The sequence below is a fragment of the Streptomyces sp. NPDC025784 genome (genome assembly GCF_055558435.1).
In genome coordinates this window covers 235,152-252,451 of record NZ_JBVHMN010000005.1, presented here as the reverse complement: position 1 = coordinate 252,451, position 17,300 = coordinate 235,152, and the positions used below count along the sequence as shown (strand labels likewise).

Here is a 17,300-nt window from a genome sequence, read left to right as displayed (position 1 = left end):
GGCGGGTCCGGCGTGTGCCGTGTCAGGCGTGCGCCGTGCCGCCCGGCTCGTGTTCTTGCGTCATCGACCGTGCCGGGCCGGCCTTCGATCTCGCAAGAGAGGCCGGGCAGCGGGGAAAAGGCCGGGACGTCCGACACGCTGACCTGTGAAAGGACGGTGCGGTCTGGCACGGTGCCGGGACGGCGCGGGACACGCGGTGAGACATTGGCCAGCCAGGGAAGACGAGGCCGGGGCGAGGGATGCTGATGAGCCGATGGCGGCCTTTACGGGTCGAACTCCCTCGTCAGGTGAGCCGGTTGGTCGAAGAGCTGCGGCTGTACAAGGACCGTGCGGGGCTGAGCCTGGCCTCGCTCGCCACCAAGACCGCTTACAGCACTACGTCTTGGCACCGCTACCTCAACGGACGCAAGCTGCCCCCGTGGCGGGCGGTCAAGCTGCTCGGCCAGCTGGCCGACGCGGACGAGGGGCGGTTACGCGTCCTGTGGGAGTCGGCTGCGGTGGCCTGGCAGGACGGGACCACCGGACTCGCCGGGTCCGGTGCAGGGGAGGACGTGCCTTCTCCCGGGCCGACGAAGGGAGCCCCGGCACCGCCTGGCCCGGCCGAATCCATCCCTCCCCCCGAAAGCGGTCTCGGGAGGGCGGTCGCCGCTGTCGTCAGCCGAAGAAGGGTGTCTGTCGGTGCCGTCGTCGGAGCCGGCGCCCTGTGCGCCGTCCTGGCCCTCGTCCACCCCTGGACCGGTGGCCCCGGCAGACCGGTCGTGCCGCGTGGGGCACCGCCGGGTGCACCGACGTGGCCGTGGCCGCTGCGTTCGTCGGACGCAGGGGCTGCGGGAGTGGGCTGCCGCGGTCACGCCTGCCAGGGACAGGACCCCTACCGAGAGAGGTGCGACCGCTTCAGCACGGTCGTGCACGCGCTGCGCACCAACGGGACCGTCCTCACCCTCCGGTACAGCCCGGCCTGCCACGCGGTCTGGGCCGAGGCGGGACCGGCCCGGGGAACGGAGCGGCTGCTCGTCGCCGCCCAGGGCGCCGCGACCCAGCACGCGCGTCCCGAAGCCTCGCGCACGGCGATGACGGTCGCAACTCCGCGGGGAGCGCTGGCCTGCGTCGTGGTCTCGCATGGAGAACACCGCTCGGACCGCTCGGACGGCGGGGCCGATCAGTCCCTCGATCACCAGCTCTGTGTGACGGAGCACGACAGCTGGGTGGAACCGGTCAGCGGCGGCAGCTCGTCAGGGTGACCTCGTTCGTCCGTAGCCCGCGGAGGAGACCCGCGTCATACACCTCGTACACCCCACCGCGGCCACGGAGCAGGGGCAGGGTGTACGTCTCACCGCGGTACGCCGTCCACGGCGGCGCCGATACGAGCCTTCGGGCCGCGAAGCCGAAGGTGGCCGACCCGACGATCCCGTCGGCGCCGAGGCCATGGTTGGTCTGCCACGTCCGGGTCGCCCTGCTCGTGGCGGCATCGAACGCGCAAGTGATCCCCGAGCTGGGCAGGTAACCGTCCGCCCACAAGATCGCCTGCCACAGCCCGACCAGATCGCTGCGCGGTATCCGGCCCTCCTCCAAGAGCGGTTCCTCGCTCCAGTCGTCGGCGAAGGCACCGGAACCGGTCACATACGTCGCGTGATCGGCGGATGGCGCGCTCGCGGCGCAGGTCGCAGCGAAGACGACCGAGCAGACGGCGGCCGACAGGGCCGCCCGTCGGCCGACGCCGCCATGCGAGTTCATAGCACCGTCATACCCCGGTCCCCGACACTCCGTCATCGCTTTGGCTCGATCCGCCCCACAGGGGGCCTGCTCGGGACTGCGCTTCCAGAAGGGTGGGGAGCTATGACGGATGAGAGCCACCGAGGTGGAACATGGCTGACTGGAAACCGCTTCCCGACACGCTCGAACCTGACCTGCGCGCCCTCGTGGAGCAGTTGCGACGGCTCAAGGACCGCAGCGGCCTGAGCCTGGCCGCGCTGGCCGAGCGCACGCTGCACAGCAAGTCGTCATGGGAGCGGTATCTGAACGGCAAGTCACTGCCTCCCCGGCAGGCCGCGGACGCGTTGGCACGAATGGTCGGCGCGGACCCGGCGCGGCTCGCTGCGCTGTGGGAGCTGGCGGCACGGGCCTGGAGCCGACAGGGCTCGCCGGAGCGGCGGGAACGGCCAGATCCCGCCGCTCCACCCAAGCCCGCCGCGGCCGCCGAGCATGTCGCCTCTCCTCAGCCCGCAGCGGCGGGTCCGTCCTCCGAGACCCCGGCGGAGACCGATGACCCACGGTTGCCGGCCGACACGATCACGGGCCTGCCGCGCAGAACACTCCCCGACAAGCCGTGGACCGACTGGGCCGCCCGCCGCTGGATCGTACTGGCCGCCGCTATGGTGCTCGTCATCGGCGGGGCCACCATCGCGCTGCGGGCGACACACCCTCCCAGGAGTTCGGGCGAGACCCAGCGGTCTTCCCCCACGGGCGGTTCCGGCAGGAACCGGCTCGACATCACTTGCTTCGAGCAGAGCTGTACCGGCAAGGACCCGAAGACGGAGGGATGCGGCGACCCCTGGACCTCCGCCCTCACCAAGGTCCACGGCGTCTACGTCGAGTTGCGCTACAGCGACTCCTGCAAGGCCGCCTGGGCACGCATCAGTTGGGGAGGCGTGGGCGACATAGCACGTGTCGTGCCCACGAAAGGCGCGACGCAGCAGGACACGGTGCACTATGACACCGACGTCTACAGCCCCATGGTCGCGGCCGACACGCCGTCCGACGCAAGAGCCTGCACCATCCTTACCTCCGGTGCGCACGGCTGCACCGACCCAGGCGGCACGATACGGCTCACCCCACCGTCCGAACCTCCCATCTCACCTTCCTCACACGGTCGTTGAGGCCGGGGCGGCCGCCCGGCCAGGGTGATGAGCGACCGGTCATTCCGTGACGGCGGTGGGTTCGTCGTCCCAGGCCAGCGAGGACATCTTCCATCCTGACGGCGTGCGGAGGAACTGCGTGGTCTTGCAGCCCCCGCCCTCGAACCGCTTGCCGTGCCGGTAGCCGGACTTGCGGTATTCGCTGAACCGGTGCGCGATCGATCCGAAGATCTCGGTCCGCTCGGAAACCTCCCGTTCGGTGAACTCGGTGAGTGTCCCGTCGGTGAGCATCTTCTGCCGTGGCTCGATGAACGCGTCGAGGTCGTAGACCACGGGTTCGTCCCCGACGTTCGCGATGATCCTTCCCTGCGGGATGAAGACGTCGCGGATGACGCTGAGGTCGGGGTGGCGGTCGCCGGTGTTGGTGAAGGCGCCGACGAACACGTCCATCAGCCGGTCGAGCTCGGCCAGGACGGCGGACTTGGACTCTTCCTGGACAGACGGCCATTCCTCCGAAAGGACCGACCAGACCTCGCTGTCCTGTCGCACCCCTTGATACGGATAGCGCTGCCGGAGCACGCCGTCGCGGGTCATGCCCAATCGGCGTGCGACGTCGGTGCTGCGGGTGTTGCCTGCCGCCGCCCACCATTCGACGCGGCTCATTCCGCGTTCCCGGAAGGCCCAGTCGATCAGCATCCGGCAGGCTCGGGTCACCAGGCCTCGTCCCTCCCCGGCCTGCTCCAGCCAGCATCCGATCTCGCAGACGCCGGCGGCGCTGTCGAATCGAGTGAACATGACGCCGCCGACCAGGTCGCCGTCCAGCCATATGCCGTAGATCCGGCCGGTGTCCGCGGCCAGACGGTCGGCGTAGCGCTGCAGGGTGGCCGTGGCCGATTCGAGGTCGGTGCTGAACGTCGCCCAGGGGATCCACGGGTCCACCGTGACCCGGGCGCGATCGATGTGGGCGAGGAACTCCTGCGCCTGCCAAGGCTCCAGGGGACGGAGCTGGGCATGGGTGCCGAGCGGCTGGATGAACATGGGAGTCCCTTCTGTGGGTGCATAACAAGCGTTCGGTACGTAAGCTAGCACCATGCCACCCGCGCCCGGAGACCGTGAAGCCCGCCGCAAAGACGTATCCGAGGCCGTGTGGCACGTCCTCGCCGACAAGGGGTTCGGCGGGCTGACCCTGCGTGCCGTCGCCACGGTCATGGGTGTCTCGACCGGGATGCTCATGCACTACTTCCCGACCAAACGAGCCCTGATCACGCACGCCTTGGACCTGCTGGAGCAGCGCACCGCGGAGAGGCCCCGCCGCGCGCGTCCCGGCGCGGGCCTCGCCACCGTGCGCGCCATGCTCCTGGACATCCTGCCGCTGACGCCGGGCGACATCGCCCGCAACCGCATCTGGGTCAGCTCCTGGGACCTTTCCCTCGCCGACGGCGAGCTGACCACGCAACAGGCCGACCGCTACACCCGGCTGCGCTCGACGATCCGCCCGCACATGGAAGCAGCACGTGATCTCGGCGAACTCCCCGCGACCGCCGACCCGGAACAACTCGCGGCCGCCGCCGTCGCCTTCACGCACGGACTGGTCGTCCAGGCCCTCTTCGACCCGGGCAGATTCCCCGAGGACGTACAGGTCACGATCCTCGACGACTTCCTCGCCTCGATCGCGTTGCCCCGATGACGGCCGAGACGTGGCGGCGACCCGAGCCTCACCGGCAGAAGGCATCCGCTGCCTTGTCGCAGAGGACTGCTCCGTAGGGTGACCCGCTGTGCTTCGACCTTTGATCACGGCCGGCGCTCCGGCGTTCACGCCGAGGGCGAAGGCCGTCCGGGAACCGCTCCGACCCGCAGGTGAGCCCGGGGCCGAACCGGCGTGACCTTGAGCCTCGCGTCGTCAGGATCTGCTGCGGGTCCGTGCGGCCGTCCACAGGGCGATCCGGGTGCGTGAGCGCAGGCCCAGTTTGTCGCGGACCTTGTCCAGGTGGGTGGCGACGGTGCGTTCCGAAAGACCGAGGCACTCCGCGATCCGGCGATTGGTCAGCCCTTCGGCGACGAGTTCGGCGACCCTGAACTCCCTTGCGGTGAGAGGGGACTGGTCCACGGCGACGGCCGTGACGTCCGTCGCCGCACGACGGTCGCCGCTTCCCGTCCGTAGGGCGTACGCGACGAGCCGGTCCCCGCGCAACTGGCGACCACTGCTGACAGCCGCGTCCCGCGCGGTCGATGACAGCCGGGTCCGCGCACGAGCCGCCGTCAGTTCCACCCGTCTGCGCCATGGGTCCTCCGGCTCGGTGTCCAGCCGGCTGCGGGCCTGCGCGCTCGCCTCGTACAACCGCAGGGCTCGCCGCATGTCACCGCTCTCGGCGGCCACGAGGGCCAGGCCCTCGATCGGGTACAGCGCGTGGAAACTCGCCTCGGGGACGATCCGGAGCACCTCGTCGAACAGTGCCTCGGCACTGTCCAGCCGCCCCAGGGACAGCCGTACGGCACCGGCGGTGTGCAGCGCGGCAGCGGTCCGGCTCCAGTGCGCCTGTGACCTGAGTACCGGAAGACAGCGAGCCATGAGCACGTCGGCCTCGGCCTCATCGCCGGCCTGGAGCAGGGCCCAGGCGAGGTGATGGGTGCACCATGCGGTGTCCTGCGGTCGGCCGAGCGCGGAGACGACACGCAGGCACTCGCGCAGGTCCGCGACGGCGGCAGGGAACTCGCCGCGGCACAGTCGTGCCGCCGCCCGCGCGTCCAGGGCGTTCGCGAGACCGGCGGGGTGGTCGCGCATGCGTTCCTGGCGTACCGCCTGCTCACCCAGGCGCAACGCTCCTGCCAGGTCGGCCTGTTGACAGGCCACGCGCGTGGCGAGCGCCGCCACCGCGCCGCCGAGGACGGGTTCGGAAGGGTCCCGCACAAGTCCGTCCAGCAGCGGGCGGGCCGCCGAAGGCTGCTCCTGCTGGTAGTGCACGCGGGCCAGTTCCAGGGCCAGCCGGTCGCGCAAGGCGCCGTCGCGGCAACCGGTGTCGGCCAAAGCCGCCGCGAGATTGTCCCGTTCGGCGGTGAGCAGTCCGCCGGCCTGGTCGGCGAACACCTCGCCACCGGTGCGTTCCGCGAGACCATTCAGCCACTCCAGGGCCCGTCCCCGTACTGCGTCCAGCTCACCGGACGCCACCAGACGTTCCATGGCGCAGGCACGCACGGCGCTCAGCTGACGGAACCGCGCGGGATGTGCGTCGCCGGGCAGCCGCACGATCAGCGACTTGGCCTCAAGCGCACACAGGACGCGCAGAATGTGGCGGGGCACGACACCGTCGCCGGTGCAGACAGCCTGCGCCGCCCCCGTGTCGAATCCGCCGACGAGTACCGCGAGACGCCGGAAGACCGCCTGTTCCGCCGGTTCGAGCAGGCGATGGCTCCAGTCGATGGCGGCGGTCAGTCCGTCGTGGCGACGGGGGCCGGTCCTGCTGCCGTCGGTCAGGAGCGACAGCTGGAAGAGCCGGTCGTCCAGCCCGTCGAGGATGTCGCCCAGTGGGAGCGTGCCGACGCGGCGCGCCGCGAGTTCGACGGCCAGGGTCAGACCGTCGAGTCGGCGGCATATCTCGGCGACGGTCGCACCGTTGCCCGCCTGGAGCGTGAAGCCGGGTGCGCGGCTGGTGGCGCGCTCGACGAACAGCCGGACGGCATCGAAGCGCAGAAGGGTGGCAGGGTCGTCCTCGGTGCCGGTCGGTGGCAGGGACAGTTCCTCGACCCGGAACACGGTCTCGCCGGGAACCCGCAGCGCCTCCCGGCTGGTGGCCAGGATCCGCAACCGGGGGCAGCGGCTCAGCAGGGTCGCGGCGAGCTGTGCGCACGGCTCGGCCAGATGCTCGCAATTGTCGAGGATCAACAGGCGCGAGGTGCCGTCGATCGCGCGGGCCAGGGCGTCGGTGCCGGATCGCCCGGCCCGCTCGCCCACACCCAACGCGGTGGCCACGGACAGCGCGAGTGGGGCGCTGTCGTGCAGCGAGTCGAGTTCGACCACATCCACCCGAGCGTGGCGCCGGTGCAGCCCTTTGGCGAACTCCAGCGCCAGCCGTGTCTTGCCGACGCCGCCGGCGCCGGTCAGCGTGAGCAGACGCGACGTCCTCAGCAGGGCGCGCAGGTCGGACAATTCCTTTCGACGCCCCACGAAGGAGTCGAGCGCCGACGGCAGCCCACGGCCCGGATCCGGTGGGGAGGCAGCGGGCGTGGTCGGCCGCTGCCTCCCGGAACCCGCGCGCGTCGAACGCTGTCGGAACGCCCGTTGCCGGCATGCGTTGGAGCAGTACCTGGCCGGCCTGCCGCTGTGTGGTCCGGCGGCCAGCGCCGCCCCGCATGACTCACATGTTCGATGCCGGGTCATTCCCGATTCCTGGCCGCGGGCTCCCTGGGCGAAACCCTCCGGCCGCATCGGCCGGCCGCCCTGGTGGGGTGTGCGTGCCTCAGGGCGTTGCGGCGGGATCGACCCCGAGTACGACGGCGCCCGTCACTCCCTTGCCGACGTCGCTGCCGGCCTGTGTGACGGTGAGCACGGTTGAGGATCCGCCGTTGCGGTATATGCCGTCCCTCGCGTTGAGGGTTCGGCCGGCCGTGTTGTTCCGGTAGGGCGTCAGGGCGGCGATCTTCGTGTTGTAGGTCTCGGGGAAGTAGAGCTGGCCCGTGTGGGAGACGTGGCCTCCGTGGTACGTCCCGTTGGAGACGGTGCCGCCGGCATGGGTCTTGACGTGGATGTGGAGCGCGCGGCCGACGTACCAGCCGGGGTAGACGGTGGTGAACTCGGCGACGCCGGTGGAGTCGGTCAGCTGCACGCCCCGCAGGAAGGTGGTGTCCGGGGTGGAGCCGCCCGCGACATAGCCGGAATACACGCCGAGCGCGTCGCAGTGCCAGATGTCGACCGCCGTGTTGGGCAACGGGAAGCAGGTCGCGATGTCGACGACCGTCACGCGGAGGGTGAGCGGCACACCAGCCTTGCCCTCGGTGATGTTCTTGCGGACCGTCTCCAGATCCAGATAGTAGGGCCCTTCGGTCTGTTCGGGCGTCAGGACACAGGCAGCGGCCGGCGCGGCGGTGGCTCGAGGGGTGCCGCCTCGGTCCTCGGCGGCCGCCTGCGAAGCCGCGAATCCGAGGGCTGCCACGCCGAGAGTCGCGCCGCCCAGGGTGGCGATGACGGATCTGCGGGTGGCGCCGGCCTGCTCGGCGGGGTCGTGGTGGGGGGTATCAGTCATGCCGCCACGATGGCGCGTGCGGCGATCGACGGGATCGGTCGGACGACCCACGGATCGAGCGCGTTACGAAACCCTCCGCGTGGCCGTGTCCGCCCCGGGTGTGGGCGGGGGAGCAGGGTGATCCGCGGCGGCTGATCCGCCACGCGCGCGTTTCCCCGGGCGTTCGCAGCCGGCCACGGGGTCAACCGCGCTTCTCTCGACATGTCCTCGACCAGCGCGCCGAGTCGAGGGGTGAGGACACGGCGAAATACCCTCAGTCCCGAACCGGGTGCCGGGGCCTGTACGACCCACCCCCCCCATGACCGCGAGTCCCTCACGATCGATCCGCGTCCGGCCCATCGAGGCCGGTCGTAGCCGGAGGTACGGACAACAACGCCGGCCCGGTCCGGACGGCGGCGTCCGGCGGGCGCCGCACGATGCGGCCCCCCAGCACGTCTCGGCGCGCACCGCACGGTGCCGACCGCCTGTCGGTCACTCGGTGCGCAGTGCTGTGGCCGTGCGGACCTCGGCAGCCCAGCCCGCCGGGACCATCGCGCCCAACAGTGCGACGAGCACGCCGGCCAGGCCGAGCAGCAGCAGTTGCGGGAGGTCGTACACATCGAGGACCGAGGGCGGCAGGCCGGTGCCCGCGGCTTCTCCCATGACCGGCAGCACGTAGCCGTGCAGCGCGAACCCGGCCGGGACGCCGATCAGCCCGCCGACGACACCGATCCCGGCCACCGAGGCGAGTACGAGCCCGACCGTCTGACGCGGAGACATGCCGAGGGCCTTGCACACACCCAGGTCGTGGACGCGCTCGCGGGTGTCCAGCACCACGGAGTTGAGCACTCCGAGGCCTGCCACGGAGACCAGCATCAGGGTGAGCAGCGCGGCCATCGCCTCCAGGAGCACGATCATGTTCTCTCCCTCCGGGGCGGATTCGGCGAAGGCGTCGCCGCCCAGTGGCTCGACCACCTGGCCGAGCTTCTGCGCGTAGCCGGCGGGGGAGATCCCCGACTCGACCTCGATGTGGAAGGCCTCCGGCTGCGCCTTGGCGAAGCTGTCGAGATCCGCGTGGACCCGCATGCCGTCGTCCGACGTGTCGAATGCCTCGCCGACGATCCGCAGGCTCACGGTCTCCTTCTCGAACGTCACGCGCACCGTCTCGCCGATCCTGGTGCCCGTCCTCTCCAGGAAGCGGGTGGGCACCACGACCTGGCCCCGCCCGGAGAGCCAGTGCCCATGGATCATCTCGTAGCTGCCCGGACGGGAATCGCCCTGGTAGAGCATGGCGCGGACGGTGCCGGAGATCCCGGACACCCTGGCGTCCCCCATCGCCGTGCCGTAGTACGAGGCGGTGCCGGGCTGCGCCGCGATCGCGGCACGCACCGCGTCCGGATCGGCCGACGACTGCCCCTGGTTCGCCCCCGCGGCGGCGGGCGCGCGCTCGGCGCCGGCCGCCGGCGGCTTCTGCTTCTTCTCCACCGGGCGCGGCCCGGGACCCGAGTCGGGTCCGCCGCTGATGGCGGTGACATCGGCGCGGTTCTCGGGATCCTGCGCGCCGGCCACCGCGTTGAGGGACTGGGTCAGTCCCACCGCGAACGTCGCGGCCACCGTCCCGAACGTCACCGCCAGCACCATCGCGAGGGCGCGCACGGGGTGGGCGAAGGGGCTCGCGAGACCGTATGTCAGCGGCCTGGGCAGCGGGAGCCGCCCGGCCGCGCGATGCGCCCACTGACCCCGCGCGGTGCGCGGCGCCCTGCCGACGGCGATCGCCTCGACCGTACGCAGCCTCCCGGCCCGCAGCGCGGGCACCAGCGCCGCGACCCCGACCACGAGCAGCGCGCAGGCGGGCACCACGACATCGACCCACCAGGCCACCGAGAGCGACACCGTTCCGTACACGGACTCGGTGTCCGCCAGCAGCGGCACGGCCAGCAGGTTGCCGAGGGCGACCCCCAGCGCGATGCCGGCCGCGGCCGGGATCAACGCCTGTGCCACGTAAGCCCGTACGACCTCACCCGGGGTGAACCCGATGGCCTTGAGGATGCCGATCCGGCGCAGGCTCGTGCCCACCGTGCCGCTGATCACGCTACCGACGATGATCACCGACATGACGATGCCGAGCACTCCGAAGGCGAACAGGAAGGGGATCGTCGCTGCCGCGCCCTGATCGGCGGCGCGCTTGGTGTCCAGCCACGACTGCGTACCGATCAGCGACCCCTTGGGCAGGGCGGTGGTGAGCTTCCTGCGGTCGTCCGCGATCTGGGACTTCGTCGCCGCGGAGCCGAAGCGGTAGAGCATCTGGCCGGTGAGGCCGGTGTCCCCGGTCGCCAGGGACCTGACCTGGGCGGGGGTCGCCCAGACCTCGGCGCTGTCGCCGGCCGACAGCGCGAAGCCGACGACGGTCAGCGTCCGCGCGCTTGCGGCGTCGGAACTCTTCAGCGTCGAACCGAGCTCGAGGAACTGGCCGGAGAAGTCGGAGGACAACACGATCTCGCCGGGCTTACGCGCCCACCGGCCCGACTTCAGGTCCAGTTCGTCCACGTCCTTTCCCGGGCCGGGCCGTCCGACCAGCGTCAGCGCGGGAAGGTGTCCGCCGTCCGGGCCCACCGGTCTGATCGTCGTGGACGGGAACGGTCCCGCGCTCGCCGTGACCCCCTCCACGCGGCGGGTGCTCGCCAGCTGTGCCGCGCTCACCCGGTCCGGGTCGAACTCCGCGGTGAGGTGCGCCCCGTGCTGCCGCGCGAAGGCATGGTCGAAGGGAGCGTTCGTGGCGACCATCAGGGACCCGGCGACCACGGCCGAGGCCACCGCCATCATCGTCGCCACGGCGATCACCAGCGTCTGGACGCGTCGCCTGCCGACCCCGGAACGCACGACACGCCCCAGGGCACCGCTGCCGAACCGCCTCATCGGACAGCCTCCGCGTGCGTGTCGACCGCGACGCGGCCGTCGACGAGATGGATCGTGCGCCGCGCACACGCCCGGGCCAACTCCAGGTCGTGCGTGACGAGGACGACGGTCTGGCCGCCGCGGTGCAGGTCGACGAGCAACTCACGTACCTCCTGACCCGAGGCGCTGTCCAGCGCGCCGGTCGGTTCGTCGGCGAGCAGCAGAGCGGGCCGGTTCACCAAGGCCCGTGCCACCGCGACCCGTTGGCGCTCGCCACCGGACAGTCGTCCCGGGTAGGCGCGGGCGTGCTTCTGGATTCCCAGCACGTCCATCAGCTCCCCGGCACGGGATGCCGCCGCCCGCCGGGCGGTCCCGGTCAACTGGGCGGGAAGCTGGATGTTGTCGGCGACGGTGAGGTCGTCGAGCAGATTGAAGAACTGGAAGACCATACCGATCCGTTCGCGGCGGAACCGGGCCAGCGCGTGCTCGCTCAGCCGGTCGATGCGCTGCCCGGCCACCGTCACCGTGCCCTCGGTCGGCCGGTCCAGACCGGCGACGAGGTTGAGCAGCGTGGACTTGCCGCTGCCCGACGGACCCGTCACGGCGAGAGCCTCGCCCTCGGCCACCGCGAGGTCGACCGGTCCGAGCGCCGCGGCGTCGGCGCCGCCGTACCGCTTCGCGACGCCCTCCAGTTCGATCACCTGAGTCATGAGTGGGTCCGTCCTTCGTGGTCGGGAAGCCGATGCCCTGTGCGGGCCCGGTGAACGTACGGGCGGACGTCTCGGCGGCGCGTCGGCCGTGGCACCGACATACGGCCCTCCCCGCGGAGGACCCGGCCACGGGGTCATCCTCGAGGAGTACTCCTGGCGGACAGGTGCGCCGGTCACGCAGGTGGACGCGGAGGCGCGCAGCGGGGCCACACAATGTGCGCATGGAGAAGGAGGAGCCGTGCGGGCGGCCGCGCGAGGCGTTGTGGGCGGGCTCATGGCGAGAGCGGGCCGGTGACGTGCTGCGGCCGGGCACGTGGTGGGCACACGTCCGCGACGCGACACGGCCCGAGGGGGAGCCCGCCCAACTGTCGCGGCGGGCAATGCGCGTGGACGTGGTGCTGGCGGTTCTGCTGACCGTCGTCGCGCTGATCGTGGCCGCGCGCTATCCCGGCGACGGGCCGGTACGCATCAGCTCCAAGGCCGTCGTCGAGAACCGGGGCACGATCCCGTCCCCGCCGGCCATTCCCCGTCCAGGGGTCGTGTACGAGCCGGAGCGCTCCGCGCCCTGGGCCCTGGTCGTGCTGTCGGCGCTGCCGCTCGTGGCCAGGCGCAGGTATCCGCTGCTCGCGTTCGGGGTGGTCGCCGCCGCCGCTCTGGCCATAGGCGACCGCGTCTCCTGGATCAACGTGCTGACCTGCAGTATCGGCGCGTACGGGGCCGTCGCGCACAGCCGTTACCGGACGCGGGCGATGGCAGCGCTGATCGTCGCCGCCGTGCTGGCCGGTGTCGCGTTCCGGGATTCGGACCCCGTGCTCCCCGGCTGGTCCAGCCCCGCCGTCGTGCTCCTGGTCGTCGGGGTGCTGGCCAGCCTCGTCCGGTTCGGGCGCCTGCGCCTGGAGGCCAGCCGAAAACGTTTCACGGACCTGCAAGAGGCCCAGGAGAAGGCCATGCGCCGGGCCGTCGAGGAGGAGCGCGCCCGGATAGCCGCCGAACTCCACGACGTCGTCACCCACAATGTGAGCGTGATGGTCATTCAGGCGGGCGCGGCGCGCAAGGTGATGGACGCGGCCCCGGAGCGGTCCAAGCAGGCACTGCTGGCGGTGGAGGCCGGGGGCCGCGCCGCCATGGCCGAACTCCGTCATGTGATGGGCCTGCTCGCGAGCCCGGCCACGGGCGCCGACACCCCCGCCGACGGTCTGGAACCACAGCCCGGCCTCGGGCAACTCGATGCCCTCGCCGAACGAGTACGGGCCGCCGGCACACCCGTGGACCTGACCGTGTCGCTGCCTGCCGGACCGCTGCCCCCCGGGATGGAACTCACGGCGTACCGCGTGGTCCAGGAGGCGCTCACCAACACGATCAAGCATGCGGCGGGCGCCGGTGCGACCGTGGCTATCGGCTTCGCCGGCTCCTGGCTCGAGATCGAGGTCACCGACACGGGAGCCGTGCGCGACTCGCCAGCCGTGGACGGCAACGGCCGGGGACTGATCGGGCTGCGCGAGCGGCTCGCGCTCTACGGCGGCGAGCTCACCGCCGGACCGACGCCCACCGGTGGCTACCGGGTCACGGCCCGCATCCCGTGGGAGGCGGTGTGAACGCGCCTGCCCTGCGCGCCGTCATCGCGGACGACCAGGCCCTGGTCCGCACGGGCTTCGGGATGATCCTGGCCGCCGACGGCATCGAGGTGACGGCCGAGGCGGCGGACGGCGCCGAGGCGGTCGAGGCCGTCAGGCGCACCCGGCCCGACGTCGTCCTCATGGACATCCGGATGCCGCGGATGGACGGCATCGAGGCCACCCGCCGCATTCTCGGCAGCGGCCTCGACGGTTTCGACCGCACCCGGGTCATCATCCTCACCACCTACGACCTCGACCACTACGTGTACGCGGCGCTCACCGCCGGAGCGAGCGGCTTCCTGCTCAAGGACGTCACCCCCGAGCACCTGGTGGCCGCCGTGCGCCTCGTGCGCTCCGGCGACGCCCTGCTCGCACCCACGATCACCCGCAGGCTGATCGAGCGCTTCGCCCACCGCCAGGAGTCCCCGCGGGTCCGCGTCCACCCCGACCTGTCCGGGCTGACCCCGCGCGAACTGGAAGTGCTGCGCCTGCTGGCGACCGGCCTCAGCAACGCCGAACTCGCGGACCGCCTCTGCCTCAGCCCGACCACGGTCAAGACGCATGTCGGCCGCATCCTGTCGAAGCTCGATCTGAGGGACCGCGTACAGGCCGTCGTACTCGCCTACGAGAGCGGCCTGATCTCCCCGCAGGGTCCGCTCGGAGCGGGCTGACGGCCTGGCACCGACCGGGTCGCGAGGTCGGTGTGTCCCGTCGAGGAGCGCCCCGGCTTCGAGTGCGGACGGTCGTGCCGCAGGTGATTGAGGGTGACCACCGGCCGGTCGACGAGGAGTAGTTGATGCCGGGCACCGGCTCCTGCCGCTGCCGCACATCGCCTCGAACGGGGACAGGCTCCGCCCTCAGCCCCATCGACCATGCGAGGCACAGACCCGCCGGGCATCCCACTCTCCAACCCCACGGATCCGCACGATCCAACCGACACCTCGTCACCCACGACCGACGTAACAGGGCACGGAGCATCGCCAACGGCACATACGACCACGAGCACGTCGACACGCTCCCGGTGGCGGTACGCGCCCGGAGCGCGAGCGGGCTCCGCGCTCTACGATCACCCAGTACGGCTGGGGGGAGTGGGGAATGATCGAGGACATCGAGGGCGCGGCGTCAGCAGTGGTGTTGCTTGCGGGAGGGGCGCCGCTTCGGAGCACGCTTGTTGTCGCCGACCCGGGTGACTGGCTGGCGCTGGACGCAGGTGTGCGTGAGGTGGCCTGGCGTCACTCGCCATTCTTGCCGGAGTGGGAGCGCGGCGCCCCGCTGCCCGTGGATCCGACTCGGCTGGACGAGCCCCGGCTCGCGCTCGCGCTCTGCCACCGCGACGGGCGGATCCGTCAGGCGGCGCTGCGCTCGGCGGTGCGTCACCCCGGTCTGCTGCCGTTGATCGTGATCCGCTGTGCCGACTGGGTCGGCCCCGTGCGCGAGCGTGCCCGGGAACTGCTGCGCGCGGTCTTGGATGTGGACGCGGCGGTCGACCTCGCGCCGCTCATCCTCCGTGTCGGCCGCCGCGACAGAGGCGCCTTCGGCGTCGATGTGCTCGGCCAGGTCCTGCGGGGGGCATCTGCTGGTCGGCTTGCTCCTCTCCTGGCTGCTCCGGACCGCTACGTCCGTCGGTTCGCGTACCGGCTGGCCGTCGAGGGCCGTCTGTTCCGTCCTGCCGAGCTGGCCCGCACTGCCGCCCGGGACGAGGACACTGTGGTCCAGGACCTGTGTGCCACAGCGGCGCTCGCGGCTCTGGGGGATGAGCAGGCGGACGAGGATGTGCTGTCTCCACTGCTGGCCGCGCGCAACCCGGGCACCCGTGCGGCCGGGGTCACCGCGTTGCGGCGCGCGGGGCGGTCGGAGCAGGCGGAGTCGTATCTCGGCGACCGGTCCGCCCTCGTACGCGCCTGCGCCCGGTATGTCCTGCGGCAGTTGGGAGGCGATCCGGCGGCCTGGTACCGAGAGCGGTGCAGGGCACCGGACGATCCCGAGTTGCCGCCCGGTGCGGTGATCGGGCTGGCCGAGTGCGGGAACCGTGCGGACACCGGGCTGCTGCGGCCGTTGCTCGCGCATCCGGCACCCGGGGTGCGGGCGCGGGCGGTGGCCGGACTGAGGGCACTGGACTGCGTGGACGCGAAACGGTTGTGGCCGCTCCTCGACGACCCCGCCGCCGGTGTCGTCCGCGAGACAGCCGTGGCCCTGCTGCCCTCGGCCAAGGAACTGCCCGCCGACCGGCTGCTGGAGCGCACCCGCTCCGACCGGCCGCGGCACGTCCGCGTGGGCGCATTCCGGCTCCTCGACGCGCGTGGCGGCATCGTCGCGCTCCGGGCGGCCGTCGGCCTGTTGGAGGACCCGGATGCAAAGCTGCGTACCTGGGCCGGGCAATCCGTGCAGCGCTGGCATCCGTCGGCGGACGTACGGCGCGGCGACGCGGAGGTGGGGGAACTCCTCGACCGGAGCCGGCACCTCTTCAGCGACCATGTGCTGCGCGTGCGCAAGCGGGAGGCCGGGGTGGACGGCTGAGCGTCCGAGACGGGCGGTGCCACCGGTGGGCTTTGACGCAGAACGATCAGCACGCATCGCCCGCCCCGCTCTCACCCGACGCCCGTCCCCCTGGTCGTGTCCCGCGACTGCCGCCGACGGAGGCACTCTGGTGCGGGAAGCGGATTTCTGGCGGGCCGGGTAAGTGAGCCGGCGCTCCCAGGCGTGGAGAGGGCGTGGAGCAGCTGGAGTTCAGGGATTTCTACCGTGCCAGTCAGGGCGAGTGTCTGCGGACCGTACTCGCGTGTGTCGGGGACCGGCAGCTCGCCGAGGACCTGGTGGCCGACGCGTACACGAAGGCCTGGGTGTCCTGGGCGAGGGTGTCCCGGCATCCTGCACCGCGGGCGTGGATCGTGCGGACGGCGCTCAACACACGAGTGTCGTGGTGGCGTCGGCGTCGCCGCGAGGTCGTCGTCGACGGTGTCGCGGAGACCGCCGCCGTAACGGACCCGGCGGCCTCGGGAGGACTCGACCCCATGCTCCTCGCCGTGCTGCGCGAGCTGCCGCAGCGACAACGGGAGGTTGTTGCCCTGCGGTTCCTGCTCGACTTGGACACCCGGGCGACCGCGAAGGCACTCGGGATCGCCGAGGGGACCGTCACCGCCCATTTGTCGCGAGCCGTCACCACGTTGCGCGGACATCTCGTGACTGCTGAGGAGGGCGAACAATGAGGGACGATCTGAGCGACGTCCGAGGCGTGCTGCAGGAAGCGTTCGGCCAGGTGCGTCTGGACGTTTCCGTGGAGGAGATCGAAGCCAGGGGGCGGAACAGGCGTGCCCGGCGTCGCGTCGTGACGACAGCGGGCGCCTGCGCGGCGGTGGCGGCTCTGGCATTCGCCGTGCCGGGAGCCGGCGGCGGTACCGCCCCGCCGACGCAGGCCGGCGACAGCACCGGTGCGGGCGCGGTCCACGTCCGCACCGCCGCTTACTCCGTGGACACCAAGACGGACGGCACCATCCACGTGACCTGGGACAAGGGCCGCTACTTCGCCGATCACGCGGGCCTCGAACGCGCCCTGAACCAGGCCCGATTCCCCGTACTGATCAAGGTCGGTGAGTTCTGCCGGGGGCCGCACGACGGGGAGTTGGACCCCAGCGGCGTGGGACCGGGCGTCGACAAGGTGATGCGAGGAGAACGCGCCGGCGACGGCCGCGTCACCTTCGTGTTCACGCCCTCGGCCATGCCGAAGGGCAAGCAACTGTTCATCGGCTACCTGGACGCCGAACAACTGCAGGTGACGCACGGGCGTCCGGGATCGGTCGAGCGGCTCGTCCCGACCGACGAGCCGCTGACGTGCACGACGCAGACACCTCCGCGCCATCGCTGAAGGCACGGGGCGGCGCCGGGCCCGACGCCGCCCCGTGCTCCTGCGGCCCGCACCGCCCGAAGGCGCCGAAAGCTCGGTGGTCATGCCCCTGATCCGCCTGGCGTACATACGCCGGAGGGCGGTCCTGGTGACGACCTCGTGGCGAC

At 71.6% G+C, this 17,300-nt stretch carries 14 protein-coding genes; 8 read left to right on the top strand and 6 right to left on the bottom strand.

The features are described from left to right. Nucleotides 1-287: 287 nt before the first annotated feature. On the top strand, nucleotides 288-1,241 hold the full coding sequence (locus tag ACZ4IF_RS14595) for a helix-turn-helix domain-containing protein (protein ID WP_467562743.1): 954 nt from the start codon (nucleotides 288-290) through the stop codon (nucleotides 1,239-1,241). Here the strand turns inward: ACZ4IF_RS14595 and ACZ4IF_RS14590 are convergent. Then, nucleotides 1,216-1,734: a peptidoglycan-binding domain-containing protein gene (locus tag ACZ4IF_RS14590; RefSeq protein WP_467562741.1), complete on the bottom strand. Its 519-nt coding sequence runs from the start codon at nucleotides 1,732-1,734 to the stop codon at nucleotides 1,216-1,218. The two genes, ACZ4IF_RS14595 and ACZ4IF_RS14590, sit on opposite strands and share 26 nt — an antisense overlap. 131 nt (nucleotides 1,735-1,865) lie before the next feature. On the opposite strand from ACZ4IF_RS14590, the gene ACZ4IF_RS14585 reads away from it, so the two are divergent. Continuing rightward, complete coding sequence (locus ACZ4IF_RS14585; RefSeq protein WP_467562739.1) at nucleotides 1,866-2,876, top strand: helix-turn-helix domain-containing protein; 1,011 nt, start codon at nucleotides 1,866-1,868, stop codon at nucleotides 2,874-2,876. A gap of 39 nt (nucleotides 2,877-2,915) precedes the next feature. On the opposite strand, the gene ACZ4IF_RS14580 is transcribed toward ACZ4IF_RS14585, so the two are convergent. Continuing rightward, the gene (locus tag ACZ4IF_RS14580) at nucleotides 2,916-3,893 is read right to left on the bottom strand and encodes a GNAT family N-acetyltransferase (RefSeq protein WP_467562737.1); all 978 of its coding nucleotides are present in this window, start codon (nucleotides 3,891-3,893) and stop codon (nucleotides 2,916-2,918) included. Between the two features lie 52 nt (nucleotides 3,894-3,945). Between ACZ4IF_RS14580 and ACZ4IF_RS14575 the strand changes: the two genes are divergently transcribed. Then, nucleotides 3,946-4,542, top strand: coding sequence for a TetR/AcrR family transcriptional regulator (locus ACZ4IF_RS14575; protein WP_467562735.1), 597 nt, complete (start codon nucleotides 3,946-3,948; stop codon nucleotides 4,540-4,542). 213 nt (nucleotides 4,543-4,755) lie between these two features. Here the strand turns inward: ACZ4IF_RS14575 and ACZ4IF_RS14570 are convergent, their stop codons facing one another. The 4 genes from ACZ4IF_RS14570 to ACZ4IF_RS14555 form a co-directional block, all read right to left on the bottom strand. Further along, nucleotides 4,756-6,999: an ATP-binding protein gene (locus tag ACZ4IF_RS14570; RefSeq protein WP_467562733.1), complete on the bottom strand. Its 2,244-nt coding sequence runs from the start codon at nucleotides 6,997-6,999 to the stop codon at nucleotides 4,756-4,758. Nucleotides 7,000-7,309: 310 nt separating this feature from the next. Continuing rightward, complete coding sequence (locus ACZ4IF_RS14565) at nucleotides 7,310-8,092, bottom strand: intradiol ring-cleavage dioxygenase (protein WP_467562731.1); 783 nt, start codon at nucleotides 8,090-8,092, stop codon at nucleotides 7,310-7,312. Between the two features lie 471 nt (nucleotides 8,093-8,563). Next, nucleotides 8,564-10,987: an ABC transporter permease gene (locus ACZ4IF_RS14560; protein WP_467562729.1), complete on the bottom strand. Its 2,424-nt coding sequence runs from the start codon at nucleotides 10,985-10,987 to the stop codon at nucleotides 8,564-8,566. After that, nucleotides 10,984-11,676 (bottom strand): ABC transporter ATP-binding protein, encoded by a 693-nt coding sequence (locus tag ACZ4IF_RS14555; protein ID WP_467562727.1) that lies wholly within the window; start codon nucleotides 11,674-11,676, stop codon nucleotides 10,984-10,986. Before ACZ4IF_RS14555 ends, ACZ4IF_RS14560 begins: the two co-directional genes overlap by 4 nt. 221 nt (nucleotides 11,677-11,897) lie before the next feature. On the opposite strand from ACZ4IF_RS14555, the gene ACZ4IF_RS14550 reads away from it, so the two are divergent. The 5 genes from ACZ4IF_RS14550 (at nucleotide 11,898) to ACZ4IF_RS14530 (ending at nucleotide 17,154) form a co-directional block, all read left to right on the top strand. After that, nucleotides 11,898-13,271 (top strand): sensor histidine kinase, encoded by a 1,374-nt coding sequence (locus tag ACZ4IF_RS14550; protein WP_467562725.1) that lies wholly within the window; start codon nucleotides 11,898-11,900, stop codon nucleotides 13,269-13,271. After that, nucleotides 13,268-13,963, top strand: coding sequence for a response regulator (locus ACZ4IF_RS14545; protein ID WP_467562723.1), 696 nt, complete (start codon nucleotides 13,268-13,270; stop codon nucleotides 13,961-13,963). Before ACZ4IF_RS14550 ends, ACZ4IF_RS14545 begins: the two co-directional genes overlap by 4 nt. Nucleotides 13,964-14,387: 424 nt before the next feature. Continuing rightward, entirely contained in the window at nucleotides 14,388-15,809 is a 1,422-nt protein-coding gene (locus tag ACZ4IF_RS14540) for a hypothetical protein (protein WP_467562721.1), read from the top strand. Between the two features lie 194 nt (nucleotides 15,810-16,003). Further along, complete coding sequence (locus ACZ4IF_RS14535; RefSeq protein ID WP_467562719.1) at nucleotides 16,004-16,498, top strand: sigma-70 family RNA polymerase sigma factor; 495 nt, start codon at nucleotides 16,004-16,006, stop codon at nucleotides 16,496-16,498. Continuing rightward, complete coding sequence (locus ACZ4IF_RS14530; protein ID WP_467562717.1) at nucleotides 16,495-17,154, top strand: hypothetical protein; 660 nt, start codon at nucleotides 16,495-16,497, stop codon at nucleotides 17,152-17,154. Before ACZ4IF_RS14535 ends, ACZ4IF_RS14530 begins: the two co-directional genes overlap by 4 nt. Nucleotides 17,155-17,300 lie beyond the last annotated feature (146 nt).

Coding starts and splice junctions, on each gene's coding strand:
- ACZ4IF_RS14550 (WP_467562725.1), top strand. CDS start 11,898: ATGGAGAAGGAGGAGCCGTGCGGGCGGCCGCGCGAGGCGTTGTGGGCG.
- ACZ4IF_RS14585 (WP_467562739.1), top strand. CDS start 1,866: ATGGCTGACTGGAAACCGCTTCCCGACACGCTCGAACCTGACCTGCGC.
- ACZ4IF_RS14530 (WP_467562717.1), top strand. CDS start 16,495: ATGAGGGACGATCTGAGCGACGTCCGAGGCGTGCTGCAGGAAGCGTTC.
- ACZ4IF_RS14560 (WP_467562729.1), bottom strand. CDS start 10,987: ATGAGGCGGTTCGGCAGCGGTGCCCTGGGGCGTGTCGTGCGTTCCGGG.
- ACZ4IF_RS14555 (WP_467562727.1), bottom strand. CDS start 11,676: ATGACTCAGGTGATCGAACTGGAGGGCGTCGCGAAGCGGTACGGCGGC.
- ACZ4IF_RS14590 (WP_467562741.1), bottom strand. CDS start 1,734: ATGAACTCGCATGGCGGCGTCGGCCGACGGGCGGCCCTGTCGGCCGCC.
- ACZ4IF_RS14580 (WP_467562737.1), bottom strand. CDS start 3,893: ATGTTCATCCAGCCGCTCGGCACCCATGCCCAGCTCCGTCCCCTGGAG.
- ACZ4IF_RS14565 (WP_467562731.1), bottom strand. CDS start 8,092: ATGACTGATACCCCCCACCACGACCCCGCCGAGCAGGCCGGCGCCACC.
- ACZ4IF_RS14540 (WP_467562721.1), top strand. CDS start 14,388: ATGATCGAGGACATCGAGGGCGCGGCGTCAGCAGTGGTGTTGCTTGCG.
- ACZ4IF_RS14575 (WP_467562735.1), top strand. CDS start 3,946: ATGCCACCCGCGCCCGGAGACCGTGAAGCCCGCCGCAAAGACGTATCC.